Here is a 19,768-nt window from a genome sequence, read left to right as displayed (position 1 = left end):
AGTTTTGGATATTTACTACGAGAGAATTATGATGAGGTGAACATATATGGAAGGTGTAGTATTATTACATAAGCCAAAAGGCATGACATCACATGATTGTGTATTTAAATTAAGAAAGATATTGCGAGAAAAGAGAATTGGTCATACGGGAACATTAGACCCTGATGTAACAGGAGTATTACCAATTTGCGTTGGAAGAGCAACGAAAATTGCACAATTTTTAACAAGTGAAACGAAAACATATGAAGGTGAAGTAACATTAGGGTTTTCAACGACAACTGAAGATGCTTCTGGTGAGGTTGTTGAAACGAAAAATGTAGATCGTACTATTACTCGTAAGGAAGTAGAGAAAGTCCTTGCGGAATTAACAGGCACGATTGAACAAATGCCACCAATGTTCTCGGCTGTAAAAGTAAACGGGAAAAAATTATACGAATATGCAAGAGCAGGGCAAGAGGTGGAACGTCCAGTTCGTACAATTATAATTCATGAATTCATATTACTTGATGATCGTGAAGTTTTTGAAGGAGAAAATGTTTCATTCCGTTTCCGTGTAACGTGTAGTAAAGGAACATATGTAAGAACGTTAGCTGTAATGATCGGGGAAAAACTTGGTTTCCCATCACATATGTCGCACCTTATAAGAACGGCATCTGGTGAATTTTTATTAGAAGATTGCATATCATTTGAAGAAATTGAAGAAAACGTGCAAAATGGAACAGTAGAGTCTATCTTCATTTCAATTGATGAAGCATTAAGTAAGTTTCCAAAAATGGTTGTAGATGAAAAGCAAGCAGAGAAAATAAAGAATGGTATGTTCTTAAAAAATGAATTAGAAATAACAGCACCATTTATTACAGTGTTTGATAAAAATGATCGTTGCTTAGCAATTTATGAACATCATCCGAAACATCCTGGTATGTTAAAGCCGATGAAAGTACTTGTGAATAATCAAGAACTAAAGCTATAATGAATTATTGGAAGGATTATTACAGAAAAAGGTGAATTCAAGCGTGAAACTTATTCATTTAACTCATCCACATGAACAAAATAAATTAGAATTACCACCTACTGTAATGGCATTAGGATTTTTTGATGGCATTCATTTAGGACATCAATGTGTAATTCGAACTGCGAAAAAAATAGCGGACGACCGAGGATATAAAAGTGCAGTTATGACATTTCATCCTCATCCATCTGTTGTTTTAGGAAAAAAGGATGCGCATGTGGAGTATATTACACCGATGCGCGATAAAGAAAAAATAGTCGAAAGCTTAGGAATCGATATATTATATGTAATTAAATTTGATGAATCATTTGCAGGGTTATTACCGCAACAATTTGTAGATGATTATATTATTGGTTTAAATGTAAAGCATGTAGTAGCAGGGTTTGATTATTCATATGGACGTTTAGGAAAAGGAAAGATGGAGACTTTACCATTTCATGCAAGAGGGGAGTTTACACAGACTGTGATTGAAAAAGTTGAATTTCAAGAAGAGAAAGTAAGTTCTACAGCATTACGAAAGTTAATTCGAAATGGCGAAATGGAGCAAATTCCATCTATTTTAGGTAGAGCCTATACTGTAGCGGGAACAGTTATACACGGCGACAAACGTGGACGTCAAATTGGTTTTCCAACAGCTAATGTAGGTTTAAGTGATGAGTATTTATTGCCACCTGTAGGTGTTTATGCAGTGAGATTAAAAGTTCACGGTGAATGGTACGATGGTGTATGTAATATTGGATATAAACCGACTTTTAAAGAAGATGAGCGTCAATTATCAATTGAAGTGCATTTATTTGAATTTAACAAAGATATATACGATCAAAATGTTACAGTAGAGTGGCATATGCGTATAAGAGCAGAAAAGAAATTCAACGGTATTGATGAGTTAGTTGAACAAATCGCAAAAGATAAGAAAACAGCCCAAGAATATTTTGTGAGCGAAAAGAATATACTTGCTTTTTCAAATGAAAAGTAGTATTCTATGTTATGTACTTTATGACAACCATTGCTTGGCATTGCGACTCACCGACGCTTGCTAGGTAATTGGGGGTTTAATTAATAGGAGGTGAAATAGGATGGCTTTAACACAAGAGCGTAAAAATGAAATCATTGCACAATTTAGAACTCATGAGACTGATACTGGTTCTCCAGAGGTTCAAATTGCTGTCCTAACGGAGCAAATTAACACTCTAAACGAGCACTTACGTACTCACAAGAAAGATCATCATTCACGTCGTGGTCTATTAAAGATGGTTGGTAAACGTCGTAACTTACTAACTTACCTTCGTAATAGCGATATCACACGTTACCGTGAATTAATCACAAAGCTTGGCTTACGTCGATAGTCAAAGAAGCGGGAATATTCCCGCTTTTTTGTTAGGTAAAAATATATCTTCTACGCTTTATAGCTTACTTAATTTTAGGCAATACTAGAGGTAGAATATTGTGATATACTATCCATTTACATAGAAGAATTGAATACTTTAAATTGAGAGGGGTACTTAAATGAGTCAAGAAAAGCAAGTCTTCTCGATAGATTTAGCTGGTCGCCAGCTAACAGTTGAAACTGGTCAGCTTGCAAAACAAGCGAACGGAGCAGTATTAGTAAGATATGGCGATACAGCGGTTCTATCTACAGCAACTGCATCAAAAGAAGCAAAAAATGTAGATTTCTTCCCACTTACAGTAAACTATGAAGAGCGTTTATATGCAGTCGGAAAAATTCCTGGCGGTTTCATTAAACGTGAAGGTCGTCCAAGTGAAAAAGCAATTTTGGCAAGTCGTTTAATCGACCGTCCAATCCGTCCACTTTTCGCAGATGGATTCCGTAACGAAGTACAAGTTGTCAGCATCGTAATGAGTGTTGATCAAGATTGTTCTTCTGAAATGGCAGCTATGCTTGGTTCTTCATTAGCGTTATCGATTTCAGATATTCCATTTGAAGGTCCAATCGCGGGTGCAACAGTTGGTCGTATTAACGGCGAATTCGTTATCAACCCAACAGTAGAACAGCAAGAACAAAGTGATATTCACCTTGTTGTAGCTGGTACGAAAGATGCAATTAACATGGTTGAAGCAGGAGCAGATCAAGTGCCTGAGGAAACAATGTTAGAAGCAATTATGTTTGGTCATGACGAAATTAAACGTCTAATTGCATTCCAAGAAGAGATTGTACAAGCTGTAGGTAAAGAGAAATCAGAAGTGAAACTTTATGAAGTTGACGCTGATCTTAACCAAGCTGTACGTGAAATGGCTGAAGAAGATATGCATTCAGCAATTCAAGTACATGAGAAACATGCACGTGAAGATGCAATTAACGAAGTGAAAAAGCGTGTTATTGAGCATTACGAAGCGCAGGAAGCTGACGCTGATACATTAGGACAAGTAAATGAGATTTTATATAAAATTGTAAAAGAAGAAGTACGTCGTCTTATTACAGTTGAAAAAATCCGCCCAGATGGCCGTAAAGGTGACGAAATCCGTCCATTAGCATCAGAGGTTGGCATTTTATCTCGTACACACGGTTCTGGTTTGTTCACTCGTGGACAAACACAAGCATTAAGTATTTGTACATTAGGTGCATTAGGCGATGTGCAAATTTTAGATGGTCTTGGTGTAGAAGAATCAAAACGCTTTATGCACCATTACAATTTCCCATCATTTAGTGTTGGTGAAACTAGACCAATGCGTGGACCAGGTCGTCGTGAAATCGGTCACGGTGCACTAGGAGAACGCGCACTTGAGCCTGTAATTCCATCTGAAAAAGATTTCCCATACACAGTACGTCTTGTATCTGAAGTTTTAGAATCAAATGGTTCTACTTCACAAGCAAGTATTTGTGGTAGTACTTTAGCAATGATGGATGCTGGTGTTCCACTTAAAGCTCCAGTTGCAGGTATTGCAATGGGTTTAGTTAAAACTGGTGAGCATTACACAATTTTATCTGATATTCAAGGTATGGAAGATCATTTAGGTGATATGGACTTTAAAGTAGCAGGTACAGCACAAGGTGTAACTGCACTACAAATGGACATTAAAATCGATGGTCTATCTCGTGAAATTTTAGAAGAGGCATTACAACAAGCGAAAGTTGGTCGTGTGCACATTCTAAATCATATGTTATCTGTTATTCCAGAGCCACGCACTGAATTATCAGCGTACGCTCCAAAGATTATTACAATGACAATTAATCCAGATAAAATCCGTGACGTTATCGGACCGAGCGGTAAACAAATCAATAAAATTATTGAAGAAACTGGCGTTAAAATTGACATCGAGCAAGATGGCACAGTATTCATTTCTTCAATAAGCCAAGAAATGAACGACAAAGCTAAGAAAATTATCGAAGATATCGTTCGCGAAGTACAAGTAGGTGAAATCTACGAAGGAAAAGTGAAACGTGTTGAGAAATTCGGTGCTTTCGTTGAATTATTCAGCGGTAAAGATGGATTAGTTCACATTTCTGAACTTGCACTTGAGCGTGTAGGTAAAGTAGAAGACGTTGTAAAAATCGGTGACGTAATTACGGTTAAAGTTATCGAGATTGACAAGCAAGGTCGTGTTAATCTATCTAGAAAAGTATTGCTAAAAGAAGAGCAAGAAAAAGAAGCTGCTAAAGAAGAAAACAAACAAGAGCAGCAATAAGCGAAAGCCAGTTTAACTGGCTTTTTTTGTTATGTAAAAATATGATTTATATATATTTTTATGTCAGTATAGGTATAGTTTTCATTATAACGCTCAAATTAACAAAGATAAGAAGAAAAATGTTTTTTTATATAGTTAATTTGGGAGGGTTTATATGAAAGTTCGTATATTGGCATACATATGTATATTTTCTTTATATGTCAGTTTAGGCTCTTATTCTGTTTTTGCACAGGATAACTTATATGAAGAAATTCAAAAGCATGCAAAACAATATGAGATTGCACCTCAAAATGCGATGATTGATAAGATATGGAAAGCAACACCAGGATATAATGGAAGACAAGTTGATATGGAAGCATCCTATAACAATATGAAGAAGCTAAAGGAATTTGATCAAAAACACCTTGAATTTAAGGAAGTATCACCGAGTGTCCACTTAGAAGATTTATCACCTGCTCCAATTTATAGGGGGCATCCGAATAAAAAGATGGTGGGATTAACAATAAATGTGGCATGGGGAAACGAGTATTTGCCTCGTATATTAGAAATATTGAAAAAGCATGATGTGAAGGCGACTTTCTTTTTAGAAGGACGTTGGGTGAAAGAAAATTTACGATTTGCAAAAATGATTGTCGATGCAAATCAAGAAGTCGGAAATCATTCTTATACGCACCCTAATATGAAAACGCTATCGTCTGATGAAATACGAGAGCAGTTACAAAAAACAAATCGAATGATTGAAGCTGCTACGAATCAAAAGGTGAGATGGTTTGCCCCGCCGAGTGGAAGTTTTCGGGATGAAGTCGTGAAAATCGCTGATGATTTCCAAATGGGAACGATTATGTGGACTGTCGATACAATCGATTGGAAGCGACCTGAGCCAGATGTACTATTGCAGAGAGTAATGAGAAAAATACACCCAGGTGCTATCGTATTAATGCATCCTACTTCGTCAACGGCAGAAGCATTAGATACAATGATTAAAAAATTGAAGGAACAAGGATATAAAGTAGGGAATATAACAGAATTACTGGATGAAAAACGTGTGGATTAAATACATTTGCATGACATTCATCCTTAAACTTGTTATCATTAAATAATAGCACTTATTTAGAGAAACTGGCAGTAGGAGGAAAGTTTTTGATTAAAAAATATACTTGTAAAAATGGTGTAAGAATAGTTATGGAGAATATACCAACTGTAAGATCGGTTGCGATTGGTATTTGGATCCATGCGGGATCAAGAAATGAAAATGAAAAAAATAACGGGATTTCTCACTTTTTAGAGCATATGTTCTTTAAAGGGACAGAAACACGTAGTGCACGCGAAATTGCAGAATCATTTGATAGTATTGGTGGGCAAGTGAATGCTTTTACTTCAAAAGAGTACACTTGTTACTATGCAAAAGTGCTAGATGAACATGCTAAATATGCTTTAGATGTATTAGCTGACATGTTCTTTAATTCAACATTTGATGAAGAAGAATTGAAAAAAGAGAAGAATGTCGTATGTGAAGAAATTAAAATGTACGAAGATGCTCCAGACGATATTGTGCATGATATGTTAACGAAAGCAACATATGAAACGCATCCGCTTGGATATCCTATTTTAGGAACAGAAGAAACACTTGATACGTTTACAGGTGATACGCTACGCCAATATATTAAGGATCATTATACACCTGAAAATGTAGTTGTTTCAGTTGCAGGAAATATTGATGAAGCCTTCTTACAAACGGTAGAGCAATATTTCGGTAGTTATGAAGGAACAACAAACCGTGAACAAGTACATAGTCCAATTTTCCATTTTAACAAAGTAGCACGTAAAAAGGAAACAGAACAAGCTCATTTATGTTTAGGATATAAAGGCTTACAAATGGGACACGAAGATATTTATAACTTAATTGTATTAAATAACGTTTTAGGCGGTAGTATGAGTAGCCGTTTATTCCAAGAAGTACGTGAGCAACGTGGGTTAGCTTACTCAGTATTTTCTTACCATTCTTCTTATGAAGATACAGGTATGTTAACACTGTATGGTGGAACAGGTAGTCAACAATTAGATACACTGTATGAAACAATGCAAGAAACATTAGAAACATTGAAAAATACAGGTATTACAGAAAAAGAGCTTATTAATAGTAAAGAGCAATTAAAAGGAAACTTAATGTTAAGTTTAGAAAGTACGAATAGTCGTATGAGCCGTAATGGTAAAAATGAATTGCTACTTCGTAAGCATCGTTCACTTGATGAGATTATCGAAAGTGTAAACACTGTAACAAAAGAAAATGTAGATGGGTTAATTCGTAACATGTTTACAGATGAATTCTCTGCAGCATTAATTAGTCCAGATGGAAAACTTCCAAAAGGAATAAAACTATAATCAACTTTTACGATGTATCTGAAAATAACCTTCTCTCTTTTTAAATGAGAGAAGGTTATTTTTTTTATACATATAGAATAGGTACTAATTATAGACAATGCAAATGAAAAATTTAGTAGGGGAGTGGAGTGAGTATGCGATTAAGTGAATTAAGCGGTAAAGAGGTTGTAGATATAGAAAAAGCGGAAAAAATGGGAGCCTTAGGTTATATGGATTTAGAGATTAATGAGAAAGACGGACAAATACAAACACTTATAATACCTGTAGGGAAGTGGGGAGGTTTTAAAAAGGAACCACAAGAAGTAAGAGTGGCATGGAGTCAAATAAAGAAAGTCGGACACGATATGCTTCTTTGTGATAGTATAGATCGTTCAAATTCGGAGTGAAGGATGGCCATTTTGGTCATCTTTTTTTGTATCTACATAGAAACCTGATAAATCATATGTGCATTTGGATTTTCAATCACCATAAACTCGTACATTACATATGATGTGGAGGAAAAAGAAAAAGTAGGCACTTTTCTTATAAATGACAGAAAAAGAAGGTGAATTAGGGAATGTTGACTGAGATGCATATTGCTGTCATAGGAGGAGATGCAAGGCAGCTAGAAGTAATTCGTAAGCTAGTTGAATTGGATGCGAAACTTTCTTTGATAGGTTTTGATCAGTTAGATCATGGTTTCACAGGGGCAGCAAAAGAAAGTATACAAAATTTAGATTTCACTTCTGTAGACGCAATTATTTTGCCGGTTGCCGGTACAAATGCCAAAGGAGAAGTAGATACTATTTTTTCAAATGAAAAAGTTTCAATAACGAAAGAACAAATTGAAAATACACCAGAACACTTTACTATATATTCAGGTATTGGTACACCTTACTTGGAAAATCTCGTATCTACTACGAATCGAAAACTTGTTAAATTATTTGATCGTGATGATGTAGCAATATACAATTCTATTCCAACGGTAGAAGGTACATTAATGATGGTAATTCAACATACCGACTATACAATTCATGGGTCCAATGTAATGGTTCTAGGATTTGGGAGAACAGGAATGAGTGTTGCGAGAGCGTTTCAATCATTAGGAGCCCATGTCAAAGTTGGAGCAAGACGATCTGAACATATTGCACGTATTACAGAAATGATGTTTTCTCCTTTTCATATGCAAGACATAGAGAAAGAAGTAGGAAATATCGATATTGTAATTAATACGATTCCGCATCTCGTTGTAACAGCGAATGTTATTGCAAAAATGCCAGCTCATACGTTAGTGATTGATTTAGCTTCTAAACCAGGCGGTACCGACTTTAGATATGCGGAAAAAAGAGGAGTCAAAGCATTGCTAGCACCTGGATTACCAGGTATTGTTGCCCCAAAAACGGCTGGGCAAATTTTAGCAAATGTTCTTTCTCAGTTATTAGCAGCAGATGCAATTACAAAGGAGGAGGAAAAGAAATGAGTTTGAAGGGGAAACGAATTGGTTTCGGATTTACAGGTTCACATTGTACGTACGAAGAAGTAATGCCTCATTTAGAAAAATTAATTGCTGAGGGAGCAGAAGTACGTCCTGTTGTTTCTTACACTGTTCAATCAACAAATACTAGATTTGGAGAAGGAGCAGAGTGGATTAAGAAGATTGAAGAAATAACAGGTTTTAAAGCAATTAATTCAATCGTTGGTGCAGAACCACTAGGACCTAAAATTCCACTAGATTGTATGGTAATTGCACCACTAACAGGGAATTCTATGAGTAAATTTGCAAATGCAATGACAGACTCTCCAGTATTAATGGCAGCGAAAGCGACGTTAAGAAATGGCAAGCCTGTCGTATTGGCTGTTTCGACGAATGATGCTCTAGGGCTTAATGGAGTAAATCTCATGCGCCTAATGGCAACAAAAAACATCTACTTCGTCCCATTCGGTCAAGATGCACCAGAGAAAAAACCAAACTCAATGGTAGCTCGTATGGAGTTACTGGAAGATACAGTATTAGAAGCGCTGCAAGGGAAGCAATTGCAACCGGTGGTCGTAGAAAAATTCAGATATATGAATTAAAAAACGAAAAAAAACGGACAATTTTTGATGAAACCATCATTCTTACTGTAGAATATGATAAAATTAACGTTATTAAGATTAGAAGGGGTATTGTATACTCCTTCTGATTCTAAGTTATAGAAGGATTGGTATCTAGAAAGGGGCATAGTGATGGAAAAGCAAAAAACTTTTCATGTCGCTGTAGTTGGAGCAACCGGCGCAGTTGGTGAACAAATGTTAAATACTTTAGAGAAACGAGAATTTCCAATCGGGAAATTAACGTTACTTTCATCTAAACGATCTGCAGGTAAGAAACTTGTATTTAAAGGCGAAGAATTTACAGTTCAAGAGGCAACTCCTGAAAGCTTTGAAGGAGTAGATATCGCACTATTTAGTGCTGGTGGATCTGTATCGAAACAATTAGCGCCAGAAGCAGCAAAACGCGGTGCGATTGTTGTTGATAATACAAGTGCATTCCGTATGACAGAAAACGTGCCACTTGTTGTACCTGAAGTAAATGAAAACGACTTAAAAGAACATAATGGTATTATTGCAAATCCAAACTGTTCTACAATTCAAATGGTAGTAGCTCTTGAGCCAGTTCGTCAGCAATATGGTTTAAAACGAGTAATCGTTTCCACATATCAAGCTGTATCAGGTGCTGGTGCGGCAGCTATTGAAGAACTGCATGAACAATCACAAGCAATCTTAAATGGCGAAGAAGTTAAGGCAAATGTTCTTCCTGTATCAGGTGATAAGAAGCATTTCCCAATTGCTTTTAATGCGATTCCACAGATTGATAAATTCCAAGATAATGGATTTACGTTTGAAGAAATGAAAATGATTAACGAAACGAAAAAAATTATGCATATGCCTGAATTAGAAGTAGCGGCAACATGTGTACGTTTACCAGTTGTATCAGGACACTCTGAGTCTGTTTACATCGAAGTAGAAAAAGAAGGCGTAACAGTAGCAGAATTAAAGAGCTTACTTGCAAATGCGGAAGGTATTGTTCTGCAAGATAATCCAGAAGAGCAGTTATATCCAATGCCAGCTACTGCAGTAGGTAAAAACGAAGTATTCGTTGGAAGAATCCGTAAAGATTTAAATAACGATAAAGGATTCCATCTTTGGGTCGTATCTGATAACTTATTAAAAGGCGCTGCATGGAATTCTGTTCAAATTGCAGAGCGCTTAGTAAAATTACAATTAGTGTAAACGGCTAAGAGAAGGTGCAAAATATGAAAATAATTGTTCAAAAATTTGGTGGCACATCAGTACGTGATGATAATGGACGTAAGCATGCGCTTCATCATATAAAAAAATCATTAGCTGCTGGTTATAAAGTAGTTACTGTCGTATCTGCTATGGGCCGTAAAGGTGAACCATATGCAACGGATACGTTATTAAGTCTTGTAAATCAAGAGGAATCTACTATTTCTAAACGTGAGCAAGATTTATTATTATCGTGTGGAGAGTTAATCTCTGCAATTGTTTTCTCTAATATGTTGAATGAGAACGGTATAAAAGCAGCAGCATTAAATGGTGCACAAGCTGGTTTTGTAACGAATGATGACTTTACGAATGCAAAGATTATTGAAATGAATTGCGATCGTATACATGAAGAGTTAGAAAATGTAGATGTAATCGTCGTTACAGGATTCCAAGGGCAAACGAAAAAAGGTGATACGACAACACTTGGACGCGGAGGTAGTGATACTTCAGCTTCAGCATTAGGTGTTGCACTTCATGCTGAATACATCGATATATTCACTGATGTAGAAGGTGTTATGACTGCAGATCCTCGTATTGTAAAAGATGCACGTCATCTTCAAACTGTAACGTATAACGAAATTTGTAACATGGCTTATCAAGGTGCGAAAGTCGTTCATCCACGTGCAGTTGAAATTGCGATGCATGCAAAAGTGCCACTTCGTGTACGTTCTACGTATTCTGATAGTGAAGGTACGCTTATTTCAGCATATGACGGTGCTACAAAAGGGCAGGATGTAGAAGAACGTCCTGTTACAGGTATTGCCCACGTATCGAACGTAACGCAAATTAAAGTACTTGCAAAAGAAACGGCATACGACATACAGCAGCATGTATTTAAAGAAATGGCAAACGAAGGCATTAGTGTTGATTTAATTAACATTTCTCCTACTGGTGTAGCTTACACAGTAAATGATAATGTATCAGCTCGTGCTGTCGAAGTGCTAAAACAACTTGGATATGAGCCAATTGTGACAGAACATTGTGCGAAAGTATCTATCGTTGGAGCTGGAATGGCAGGATACCCAGGGGTTACTGCGAAAATCGTTACAGCTTTAGCGGAAAAAGGTATTCAAATCCTGCAATCGGCAGATAGTCATACAACAATTTGGGTTCTTGTAAAAGAGACTGATTTAGTGGAGGCTGTAAATGCATTACATAGTGCGTTTGAGCTTTCAAAAGAAAAGCAACTGGAACAATAAGGAGTGAGACCATGATAGATTTTGGGACAATTGCAACCGCGATGGTAACACCGTTTGATATAAACGGGAATATCGATTTTGCAAAGACAACGAAATTGGTAAATTATTTAATTGATAACGGTACAACAGCAATCGTGGTAGGAGGAACGACAGGAGAATCTCCTACATTAACTTCAGAAGAGAAAGTAGCGTTATATCGCCATGTCGTATCTGTTGTCGATAAAAGAGTGCCCGTAATCGCTGGAACAGGTAGCAATAATACGCATGCTTCTATTGACTTAACTAAAAAGGCAACAGAAGTTGGTGTGGATGCAGTAATGCTAGTAGCACCGTATTATAACAAACCGAGTCAAGAAGGAATGTATCAGCATTTTAAAGCAATTGCTGAAAGCACGCCGCTTCCGGTTATGCTATATAACGTTCCAGGACGATCTATTGTACAAATCTCCGTTGATACAGTTGTTCGTTTATCAGAAATAGAAAACATTGTTGCTATTAAAGATGCCGGCGGCGATGTGTTAACAATGACAGAAATCATTGAAAAAACAGCGGACGACTTTGCGGTATACAGCGGTGATGACGGTTTAACGTTACCAGCTATGGCAGTTGGAGCGAAAGGTATCGTTTCGGTAGCCTCTCATGTTATCGGAAACGAAATGCAAGAAATGATTACAGCATTTCAAGCAGGAGAATTTAAGAAGGCACAAAAATTACATCAATTACTTGTAAGAGTAACTGATTCATTATTTATGGCGCCAAGTCCAACTCCAGTAAAAACAGCGTTACAAATGGTTGGATTAGATGTAGGTTCTGTACGTTTACCACTTCTTCCATTAACAGAAGAAGAAAGAGTAACGTTACAATCTGTAATGCAATCTATCCCTCGTTAATAAAAAATGACCTAGTGTAGAACTAGGTCATTTTTTATTATATGCAAATCTTTTCCTCTTTTTCTCACTTATATGTGTTCTTATAAGAATATTAATCGCTTCTTCATTATGTGTATAAGAAAATAATTGTACCCCTTTAACTGAGTCAAAAAATGATAGATATTATGGCATAAACGTAATAAACTACGGTGTCTGTTTTTAGAGAAATCCCCTCAAATGTGACGTAATTCATAAAAAAACTCCATTTTGTAAGTGTTTTTGTTAGATTCTAGAAAAATAAATCTTGAAACTCCCTATTATGAAATGAATTTAGCGTATGTATGGCTAGTTTTTCAAAATAATATGGAGTATAAAATCGGAGTAAATATAAAGGAAATACGTTCGATACTTTTGTTGTCATTCCGTTCTTTTACTCTTTCTTTCGCACGATTTAACTTGTGTTCTATTTCTTGTATCAGGTATAATATGGCTAAGTAGCTTAGTACGGGTATGCTTAGCAAAATTGGGAAAAATTATAATTTAATTAAATTTTCATATCATATCGAATAAGATATTTGATTTATATAATGAAAGAGAGGTGAAACCTGGTTTAAAAAATAAACAAGGACATGATATCGCATAACGGTAAGGACATTCGTCTTGGACGGTGAAAATATGGTGGTTGTAGAGTTTCCCCTGGTGTCTCTGCAATTTTAGTGAAATCAGTGTTTGCAAGATTTTTAAACCAGGCAACAACATGAAGAGAAAAGAGAATGAGTCTGTTAAAGTATTTGCTCTTGGTGGAGTAGGTGAAATTGGGAAAAACATGTACTGTGTTGAAATTGATTCTGAAATCTTTATCGTAGATGCAGGGTTAATGTTCCCGGGAGATGAAATGTTTGGAATTGATATCGTTATTCCTGATATTACATATTTAGTGGAAAATCAAGAGCGAGTAAAAGGTTTATTTATTACTCACGGTCATGAAGATCATATTGGTGGAATTGTGTATGTACTTCGTAAATTATCTATTCCAGTCTATGCAACGAAATTAACAGTAGGACTTATACAAGAAAAACTTGGTGAAGCGGGCATGTTAGGCCGTGTAGACCTAAAAACAATCGATTCAAATTCAACAGTAGAATTTAACACTACAACGGTGTCATTCTTCGGAACGACACATAGTATTCCGGATTCTGTTGGCGTTTGTTTCCATACATCAAAAGGTGCAGTCGTATATACGGGAGACTTTAAATTCGATCAAACTCCAATTGGAAATAGTGGAGCAGACCTTGGGAAAATGGCGCAAATCGGAAATGAAGGCGTACTTTGCTTATTATCTGATAGTACAAACGCAGAGCGCCCAGGCTATACAGGTTCAGAAAAAGAAGTTGGTGTAGAAATCTCTAAAGTGTTCTACGGCGCAGAAGGTCGTATTATCGTTGCTTCATTTGCATCGAATGTACATCGTATTCAACAAGTATTTGATGCAGCTGCTGAAACAGGGCGAAAAGTAGCGGTAGTAGGACGTAGTATGGTGAAAGTAGTAGACATTGCAAGACGTCTTGGTTATTTAGATGTTCCAGAAGGTATGGTTATTTCATTACAAGAAGTAGACAACTTTCCAGAGAAGAAGGTAGCTATTTTAACGACAGGTAGTCAAGGTGAACCGATGGCTGCTCTATCTAGAATGGCAAAACAAGCACATAAACAAATTTCAATTCGTAAAGGTGATACTGTTATCATTGCTGCTTCGCCAATTCCGGGTAATGAAATATCTGTATCAAAAATTATTGATTTGTTATTTAGAGCTGGAGCTGAAGTTGTTTATTACGGCGAACGAAAAGTTCACGTGTCAGGTCACGGTAGCCAAGAAGAGTTAAAATTAATGTTAAATTTAATGAAACCAAAGTACTTTGTACCCGTACATGGTGAGTTCCGTATGCAAAAAGCACATGCATATTTAGCTGAAGATGTAGGTATTACAAGAGAAAATATCTTTATCGTAGAAAAAGGCGATGTAATTGCTTTTGGTGACGATGAAGCGAACTTAGTCGGTAAAGTACAAGCTGGTAATGTTTTAATTGATGGATTAGGTGTAGGTGACGTTGGTAATATCGTTCTTCGAGATAGAAAGATGTTATCTCAAGATGGAATACTAGTAGTTGTTGTAACGCTTGGTAAAGATGAAAAGAAAATTATCTCTGGTCCAGAAATCATTTCACGTGGTTTCGTATATGTTCGTGAATCAGAAGCGTTAATTGAACGATCTACAGAGATTGTACGTATGATTGTTGAGCAGTCAATTAAAGAATATTCAATTGAATGGTCAATGTTAAAACAAAATATTCGTGAATTATTAGGACAGTTCTTGTACGAAGAGACAAAGAGAAAACCTATGATTTTACCGATTATTATGGAAGTATAAAAAGATCACCCTTATGGGTGATCTTTTTTCTTTTTAACCCTATCGAATGAAATTTATAACTTAAGAAATAATAGTTATATACGAGTGAAAGGGGATGCGAAATGACAGAACGTGATCGATATACAAATGAAGAAAAAGAAGCTGAGCCAAAAGAAGCTGGAAAAGAGGCTTCAATAGTTGAAAAAATTCAACAGCTTGGACAGACAAATGTACCACAGATGAATGAATCACGTATTCATTGTTTAACGATTATCGGACAAGTGGAAGGTCATGTTCAATTACCACCGCAAAATAAAACAACAAAATATGAGCATATCATTCCACAAATTGTTGCGATTGAACAAAATCCGAAAATTGAAGGTTTGCTTTTAATATTAAATACGGTTGGAGGTGACGTTGAAGCTGGGCTAGCAATTTCTGAAATGGTAGCTTCACTTTCAAAACCAACAGTATCTCTAGTTTTAGGTGGGGGACATTCCATCGGTGTACCGATTGCTGTTTCTACTGACTATTCGTTTATTGCGGAAACTGCGACGATGACAATTCATCCAATTCGTTTAACAGGTCTTGTCATAGGTGTGCCACAAACATTTGAGTATTTGGATAAGATGCAAGAAAGAGTCATTCGTTTTGTGACGAAGCACTCGAAAGTAACAGAAGATCGTTTTAAAGAGCTTATGTTTGCGAAAGGAAATTTAACGCGAGATATTGGGACGAATGTAATTGGTGGGGATGCAGTAAAGTACGGTCTTATAGATGATGTCGGCGGTATTGGAAATGCAATTCGAAAATTAAACGAATTAATAGATGTTCGTGCGGAAGATAGTACAGAAGGGACAATGCTACAATGATTTTATATACAATTATGCCAGAGCAACTTGTGTATCCGGCCGATTATTCACAATGTGAAAGTCAAAAAGTTGTAAATATAAATGGTGTGGAATTAATGGTTTCTGAAGAGGAACATGGATGTTATTCTATTGTACGTGTGCTAAGTACGGACCCACTTCACTATTTAGAGTTTGAGCCCGGTCAGAAAATAACCTTTTAGCAAAAAGAAGGATTTTGTTTAGAAGCTATGGTATAATATAAAAAACAAGACGGTTGAGCAGCCATGAGTAGGCTGCTTTCTTCTGTTTATTTAGCATTTTACAAGAAGTGTAAAAATAGAAGATATAAAGACCTGAAAAATAGAGAAAACAGACATATAAATAGAGCATTTTGAGGGGAGCTTTATTTATATGTAGAACGCGAGGTGAAGAAATGGCAAAACAAAAGCAAAGAGGGACGAAGGCAAAGGCAAGGCGTACGATAAAGCCAACTTTGTATTATGAAATTGTCGGTTTAACTCTTTTTGCACTTTCAATCATTACGATTTTACAGCTAGGCGTTGTAGGAAAATCGTTTGTGTTATTTTTTCGCTTCTTCTTTGGTGAGTGGTACATAATTGGTGTGTTAGGTGTAATAGCTTTATCGGTTTCCTTTGTTATAAAACGCGGATGGCCGAACCTTTTAAATAAACGATTAATTGGATTTTATTTAATTGTATTGGCGATATTAATGTTTAGTCATATTACATTATTTAACCTTCTTACAAAAGATGGAGCAGTGCAAAATACTTCTGTTATTGTGAGTACGAAAGATAACTTCTTTCTTGAAATGAAAAAGGGGCCAGATAGCGTTCATTTAGGTGGTGGTATGTTTGGTGCGCTTATGTTCGCAACATGTTACTTCTTATTTGACGAAGTAGGAGCTTATATCATTGGTATTATTCTAGTTATTCTCGGTATACTTTGTATAACAAATAAGCATATTGGAGAAGTGTTAGCGCCAGTTGGTAGAATTCTTAGAAGTCAATTTCAAGTGATGCAAGGGGATTATAAAGATTGGAGAGCTAAAAGAACGGCTGAACAAACAGAAAAGAAAAAAACAACAAGAAGCACAAGAAGCAAACGTGCTGCAGAACAAGAAGAAATTATTGAGCCGATGGAAGAAATCTCAATTGATCCTCCGATTATTTCGAATTTCACTGAGAATTATCCTGTAAATGAAGAAGAGGATAAACGAATCGAAGTAGAGGAAGAAGATTTGATCACTTCACCGTTTATTGAAGAGACTCCGCCAATTGAAGAACCAAAGAAAAAGCGTGGAGAAAAAATTGTTGAATCGTTAGAGAGTGAAGCGCAAGCACCTCCTATGCAATTTTCAAATGTAGAAAATAAAGATTACAAGCTTCCTTCACTTGATATATTAAAATTTCCAAAGAATAAGCAAGTTACAAATGAAAATGCGGAAATTTATGAGAATGCTCGTAAATTAGAACGTACATTCCAAAGTTTCGGAGTGAAAGCGAAAGTAACAAAAGTACATAGAGGTCCTGCAGTTACAAAATATGAAGTGTATCCTGATATGGGGGTAAAGGTAAGCAAAATTGTCAGTTTAAGTGATGATTTAGCCCTTGCTTTAGCTGCAAAGGACATTCGTATTGAAGCGCCAATTCCCGGGAAATCAGCTGTAGGGATCGAAGTTCCGAACTCAGAAGTTTCGATGGTAACACTGAGGGAAGTGCTTGATTCTAAGGCTAATAACCATCCGGAAGAGAAGTTGTTAATTGGTCTTGGCCGAGATATTACAGGTGAAGCTGTATTAGCCCGTCTAAATAAAATGCCCCATTTACTCGTAGCTGGTGCGACAGGTAGCGGGAAAAGTGTATGTATTAACGGTATTATTGTTAGTATTTTAATGCGTGCAAAACCACATGAAGTAAAATTAATGATGATTGACCCGAAAATGGTAGAGTTAAATGTATATAACGGTGTGCCTCATTTGTTAACGCCAGTTGTAACTGATCCGAAAAAAGCATCGCAAGCATTGAAAAAAGTTGTGAGTGAAATGGAACGTCGTTATGAATTGTTTGCTCATAGTGGTACACGTAACATTGAAGGATACAACGATTATATAAAAGAGCATAATAGTCAATCAGAAGCGAAACAACCCGAATTACCTTATATTGTAGTAATTGTGGACGAGTTAGCAGATTTAATGATGGTTGCTTCGTCTGATGTAGAGGATGCGATTATGCGTCTAGCGCAAATGGCTCGTGCTGCTGGTATTCATTTAATTATTGCAACGCAACGTCCGTCAGTTGACGTTATTACGGGTGTTATTAAAGCAAATATTCCATCACGTATTGCATTCGCTGTATCTTCTCAAACAGATTCTCGTACAATTCTTGACGGTGGTGGTGCAGAGAAGCTACTAGGTCGTGGAGACATGCTGTTTATACCAATTGGTGCATCGAAACCTGTACGTGTACAAGGCGCATTTTTATCAGATGATGAAGTTGAGAGAGTTGTAGAATATGTCATTGGACAGCAAAAAGCACAATATCAAGAAGATATGATTCCGCAAGATGTTCCTGATACGAAGCAGGAAGTAGAAGATGAATTATATGATGAAGCGGTTCAACTTGTAGTGGAAATGCAAACAGCATCTGTTTCTATGTTACAACGTAGGTTTAGAGTAGGTTATACGCGAGCTGCTCGCCTAATTGATGCAATGGAAATGAATGGTGTAGTAGGTCCATATGAAGGTAGTAAACCGAGAGAAGTGCTCATTAATGATGTACAAGAAAAAAGTTCTTAAAAAAAGCCTAATTGTTTTTACAATTAGGCTTTTTTATATAGTGTTTTTGTTATATACTATACTCAGTAATAAAGAAAGGGCTTACATTCAGGGGTGCTCTTTAGAATACGAATACTTTGAGTATGTTTTATGTAAATGTTCGATATTTAATGCAGAAAAATGTTAGATTTTGTTGACACGTATGAGAGCAAGTGGTAAGATTACTTCGAAAAGAATCACTGCCTCATATAATCTTGGAGATAAGGTCCATAAGTTTCTACCTGGCAACCATGAATTGCTAGACTATGAGGGGAAAAGTGTGTAACAAAGGATGTAAAGGATCTTTGTGCCGAACTTTTTCTCGAAATGAGGAATGTTTATGGTGCAAAGTTTTTTTTATGCAATAAAGAGTGAAAATTTCATTTAAAAAAATTATTATTATTTATTCGACAATTACGCTTATTTTGGTGTTTAGTCATTTGTACTATGTTGTAAGTTGAAAAAAGAGAAAAGAAGTCTTACATCAGAGGTCGAATAATTGAAATGCGGGGGAGTCTTATGTCAGTAAAATCCGATAGTCGTCACCTATATCTACGGGTGATTGATCACATCAAAGAAAAAATTAAAGATGGGGCTTATAAAGAACGACAAAAGTTACCATCAGAGTTTGATTTAGCGAAAGAACTTGGCGTAAGTAGAGCGACTTTAAGGGAAGCGTTGCGTATTTTAGAAGAAGAAAATGTTGTCATTCGTAGACATGGTGTAGGGACATTTGTAAATGCAAAGCCATTATTTTCTTCTGGAATAGAACAACTTTCTAGTATTACAGATATGATTTCTAGTGTGGGGAAAACACCAGGAACAATCTTTTTATCATCATCTACTACAACTTTAACAGAAGAGGAAAAAGAGAAGTTTAATAGTGAAGATGGTTTTAATGCAGTGATGATTGAACGCGTGCGTACAGCAGATGGGGAACCTGTTGTGTATTGTATCGATAAACTTGCAAAAGAAATATTGCCAGATTTATCGGGTTACAATGAGGAATCATTATTAACGGTGATACATAATAACACACATAAGCGCATAACATATGCGGTTGCCCACATTGAGCCAATTGGCTATCACCCTAAAATCTCACCGATTTTAGAATGTGAGCCTGAAACTGCACTGCTTGTATTAAAACAAATGCACTATGATCAAAATGATGAGCCAATCTTATATTCTATCAATTACTTTAGAGCTGATAAATTTAGCTTCCACGTATTAAGAAAGCGTATGTAGGTAAATTCCTTTTTAGGGA

Annotated in this window: 17 protein-coding genes and 1 riboswitch; all 17 genes read left to right on the top strand. The window is 36.3% G+C overall.

From position 1 onward, the window contains the following. Window positions 1–46 precede the first annotated feature (46 nt). The 17 genes from truB (at window position 47) to QO049_RS10755 (ending at window position 19,749) form a co-directional block, all read left to right on the top strand. On the top strand, window positions 47–970 hold the full coding sequence (truB, locus tag QO049_RS10835) for a tRNA pseudouridine(55) synthase TruB (RefSeq protein WP_098283100.1): 924 nt from the start codon (window positions 47–49) through the stop codon (window positions 968–970). A 43-nt stretch (window positions 971–1,013) separates the two neighbouring features. Beyond that, complete coding sequence (ribF, locus tag QO049_RS10830; protein WP_000766704.1) at window positions 1,014–1,985, top strand: bifunctional riboflavin kinase/FAD synthetase; 972 nt, start codon at window positions 1,014–1,016, stop codon at window positions 1,983–1,985. 100 nt (window positions 1,986–2,085) lie between these two features. Next, window positions 2,086–2,355 (top strand): 30S ribosomal protein S15, encoded by a 270-nt coding sequence (gene rpsO / locus QO049_RS10825; protein WP_001229392.1) that lies wholly within the window; start codon window positions 2,086–2,088, stop codon window positions 2,353–2,355. A 160-nt stretch (window positions 2,356–2,515) separates the two neighbouring features. Then, on the top strand, window positions 2,516–4,654 hold the full coding sequence (gene pnp, locus QO049_RS10820; protein WP_284489273.1) for a polyribonucleotide nucleotidyltransferase: 2,139 nt from the start codon (window positions 2,516–2,518) through the stop codon (window positions 4,652–4,654). A gap of 154 nt (window positions 4,655–4,808) precedes the next feature. Further along, window positions 4,809–5,708 (top strand): polysaccharide deacetylase family protein, encoded by a 900-nt coding sequence (locus tag QO049_RS10815; RefSeq protein ID WP_000868232.1) that lies wholly within the window; start codon window positions 4,809–4,811, stop codon window positions 5,706–5,708. Between the two features lie 86 nt (window positions 5,709–5,794). Continuing rightward, window positions 5,795–7,036 carry a M16 family metallopeptidase gene (locus QO049_RS10810; RefSeq protein ID WP_000592989.1) on the top strand — a complete coding sequence of 414 codons (1,242 nt, stop codon included), beginning with the start codon at window positions 5,795–5,797 and terminating at the stop codon, window positions 7,034–7,036. 134 nt (window positions 7,037–7,170) lie between these two features. Then, window positions 7,171–7,422: a YlmC/YmxH family sporulation protein gene (locus QO049_RS10805; RefSeq protein WP_001239756.1), complete on the top strand. Its 252-nt coding sequence runs from the start codon at window positions 7,171–7,173 to the stop codon at window positions 7,420–7,422. 170 nt (window positions 7,423–7,592) lie between these two features. Next, on the top strand, window positions 7,593–8,495 hold the full coding sequence (gene dpaA / locus QO049_RS10800; protein WP_246961007.1) for a dipicolinic acid synthetase subunit A: 903 nt from the start codon (window positions 7,593–7,595) through the stop codon (window positions 8,493–8,495). Further along, window positions 8,492–9,091, top strand: coding sequence for a dipicolinate synthase subunit B (gene dpaB, locus QO049_RS10795; RefSeq protein WP_000053596.1), 600 nt, complete (start codon window positions 8,492–8,494; stop codon window positions 9,089–9,091). Before dpaA ends, dpaB begins: the two co-directional genes overlap by 4 nt. 150 nt (window positions 9,092–9,241) lie before the next feature. Continuing rightward, the gene (gene asd, locus QO049_RS10790) at window positions 9,242–10,288 is read left to right on the top strand and encodes an aspartate-semialdehyde dehydrogenase (RefSeq protein ID WP_000414846.1); all 1,047 of its coding nucleotides are present in this window, start codon (window positions 9,242–9,244) and stop codon (window positions 10,286–10,288) included. 23 nt (window positions 10,289–10,311) lie between these two features. After that, window positions 10,312–11,544, top strand: a complete 1,233-nt coding sequence (gene dapG, locus QO049_RS10785; protein WP_000692449.1) for an aspartate kinase — start codon at window positions 10,312–10,314, stop codon at window positions 11,542–11,544. A gap of 11 nt (window positions 11,545–11,555) precedes the next feature. Beyond that, window positions 11,556–12,434 (top strand): 4-hydroxy-tetrahydrodipicolinate synthase, encoded by an 879-nt coding sequence (gene dapA, locus QO049_RS10780; protein WP_000564763.1) that lies wholly within the window; start codon window positions 11,556–11,558, stop codon window positions 12,432–12,434. 736 nt (window positions 12,435–13,170) lie between these two features. Further along, entirely contained in the window at window positions 13,171–14,841 is a 1,671-nt protein-coding gene (locus tag QO049_RS10775; protein WP_000823096.1) for a ribonuclease J, read from the top strand. A 101-nt stretch (window positions 14,842–14,942) separates the two neighbouring features. Continuing rightward, window positions 14,943–15,692: a translocation-enhancing protein TepA gene (gene tepA / locus QO049_RS10770; protein WP_000139806.1), complete on the top strand. Its 750-nt coding sequence runs from the start codon at window positions 14,943–14,945 to the stop codon at window positions 15,690–15,692. Next, window positions 15,689–15,892, top strand: coding sequence for a YlzJ-like family protein (locus QO049_RS10765; RefSeq protein WP_000605020.1), 204 nt, complete (start codon window positions 15,689–15,691; stop codon window positions 15,890–15,892). Before tepA ends, QO049_RS10765 begins: the two co-directional genes overlap by 4 nt. A 212-nt stretch (window positions 15,893–16,104) precedes the next feature. Next, window positions 16,105–18,486, top strand: a complete 2,382-nt coding sequence (locus QO049_RS10760) for a DNA translocase FtsK (RefSeq protein ID WP_001118776.1) — start codon at window positions 16,105–16,107, stop codon at window positions 18,484–18,486. 203 nt (window positions 18,487–18,689) lie between these two features. Beyond that, window positions 18,690–18,791, top strand: a riboswitch (purine riboswitch). Window positions 18,792–19,023: 232 nt separating this feature from the next. Then, entirely contained in the window at window positions 19,024–19,749 is a 726-nt protein-coding gene (locus QO049_RS10755; RefSeq protein ID WP_000114182.1) for a GntR family transcriptional regulator, read from the top strand. Window positions 19,750–19,768: the final 19 nt, after the last annotated feature.

The sequence above is a fragment of the Bacillus sp. RB3 genome (genome assembly GCF_030164735.1).
GTDB classification, from domain to species: domain Bacteria; phylum Bacillota; class Bacilli; order Bacillales; family Bacillaceae_G; genus Bacillus_A; species Bacillus_A cereus.
The sequence above is the reverse complement of the archived record's forward strand: the minus strand, read 5'-3'. Positions and strand labels throughout refer to the sequence as shown.

What these genes read in the sequence shown, in the direction of transcription:
- truB (WP_098283100.1), top strand. Translation starts at nt 47, where the DNA reads ATGGAAGGTGTAGTATTATTACATAAGCCAAAAGGCATGACATCACAT.
- rpsO (WP_001229392.1), top strand. Translation starts at nt 2,086, where the DNA reads ATGGCTTTAACACAAGAGCGTAAAAATGAAATCATTGCACAATTTAGA.
- pnp (WP_284489273.1), top strand. Translation starts at nt 2,516, where the DNA reads ATGAGTCAAGAAAAGCAAGTCTTCTCGATAGATTTAGCTGGTCGCCAG.
- QO049_RS10815 (WP_000868232.1), top strand. Translation starts at nt 4,809, where the DNA reads ATGAAAGTTCGTATATTGGCATACATATGTATATTTTCTTTATATGTC.
- QO049_RS10805 (WP_001239756.1), top strand. Translation starts at nt 7,171, where the DNA reads ATGCGATTAAGTGAATTAAGCGGTAAAGAGGTTGTAGATATAGAAAAA.
- dpaA (WP_246961007.1), top strand. Translation starts at nt 7,593, where the DNA reads ATGTTGACTGAGATGCATATTGCTGTCATAGGAGGAGATGCAAGGCAG.
- dpaB (WP_000053596.1), top strand. Translation starts at nt 8,492, where the DNA reads ATGAGTTTGAAGGGGAAACGAATTGGTTTCGGATTTACAGGTTCACAT.
- asd (WP_000414846.1), top strand. Translation starts at nt 9,242, where the DNA reads ATGGAAAAGCAAAAAACTTTTCATGTCGCTGTAGTTGGAGCAACCGGC.
- dapG (WP_000692449.1), top strand. Translation starts at nt 10,312, where the DNA reads ATGAAAATAATTGTTCAAAAATTTGGTGGCACATCAGTACGTGATGAT.
- dapA (WP_000564763.1), top strand. Translation starts at nt 11,556, where the DNA reads ATGATAGATTTTGGGACAATTGCAACCGCGATGGTAACACCGTTTGAT.
- QO049_RS10775 (WP_000823096.1), top strand. Translation starts at nt 13,171, where the DNA reads ATGAAGAGAAAAGAGAATGAGTCTGTTAAAGTATTTGCTCTTGGTGGA.
- tepA (WP_000139806.1), top strand. Translation starts at nt 14,943, where the DNA reads ATGACAGAACGTGATCGATATACAAATGAAGAAAAAGAAGCTGAGCCA.
- QO049_RS10765 (WP_000605020.1), top strand. Translation starts at nt 15,689, where the DNA reads ATGATTTTATATACAATTATGCCAGAGCAACTTGTGTATCCGGCCGAT.
- QO049_RS10760 (WP_001118776.1), top strand. Translation starts at nt 16,105, where the DNA reads ATGGCAAAACAAAAGCAAAGAGGGACGAAGGCAAAGGCAAGGCGTACG.
- QO049_RS10755 (WP_000114182.1), top strand. Translation starts at nt 19,024, where the DNA reads ATGTCAGTAAAATCCGATAGTCGTCACCTATATCTACGGGTGATTGAT.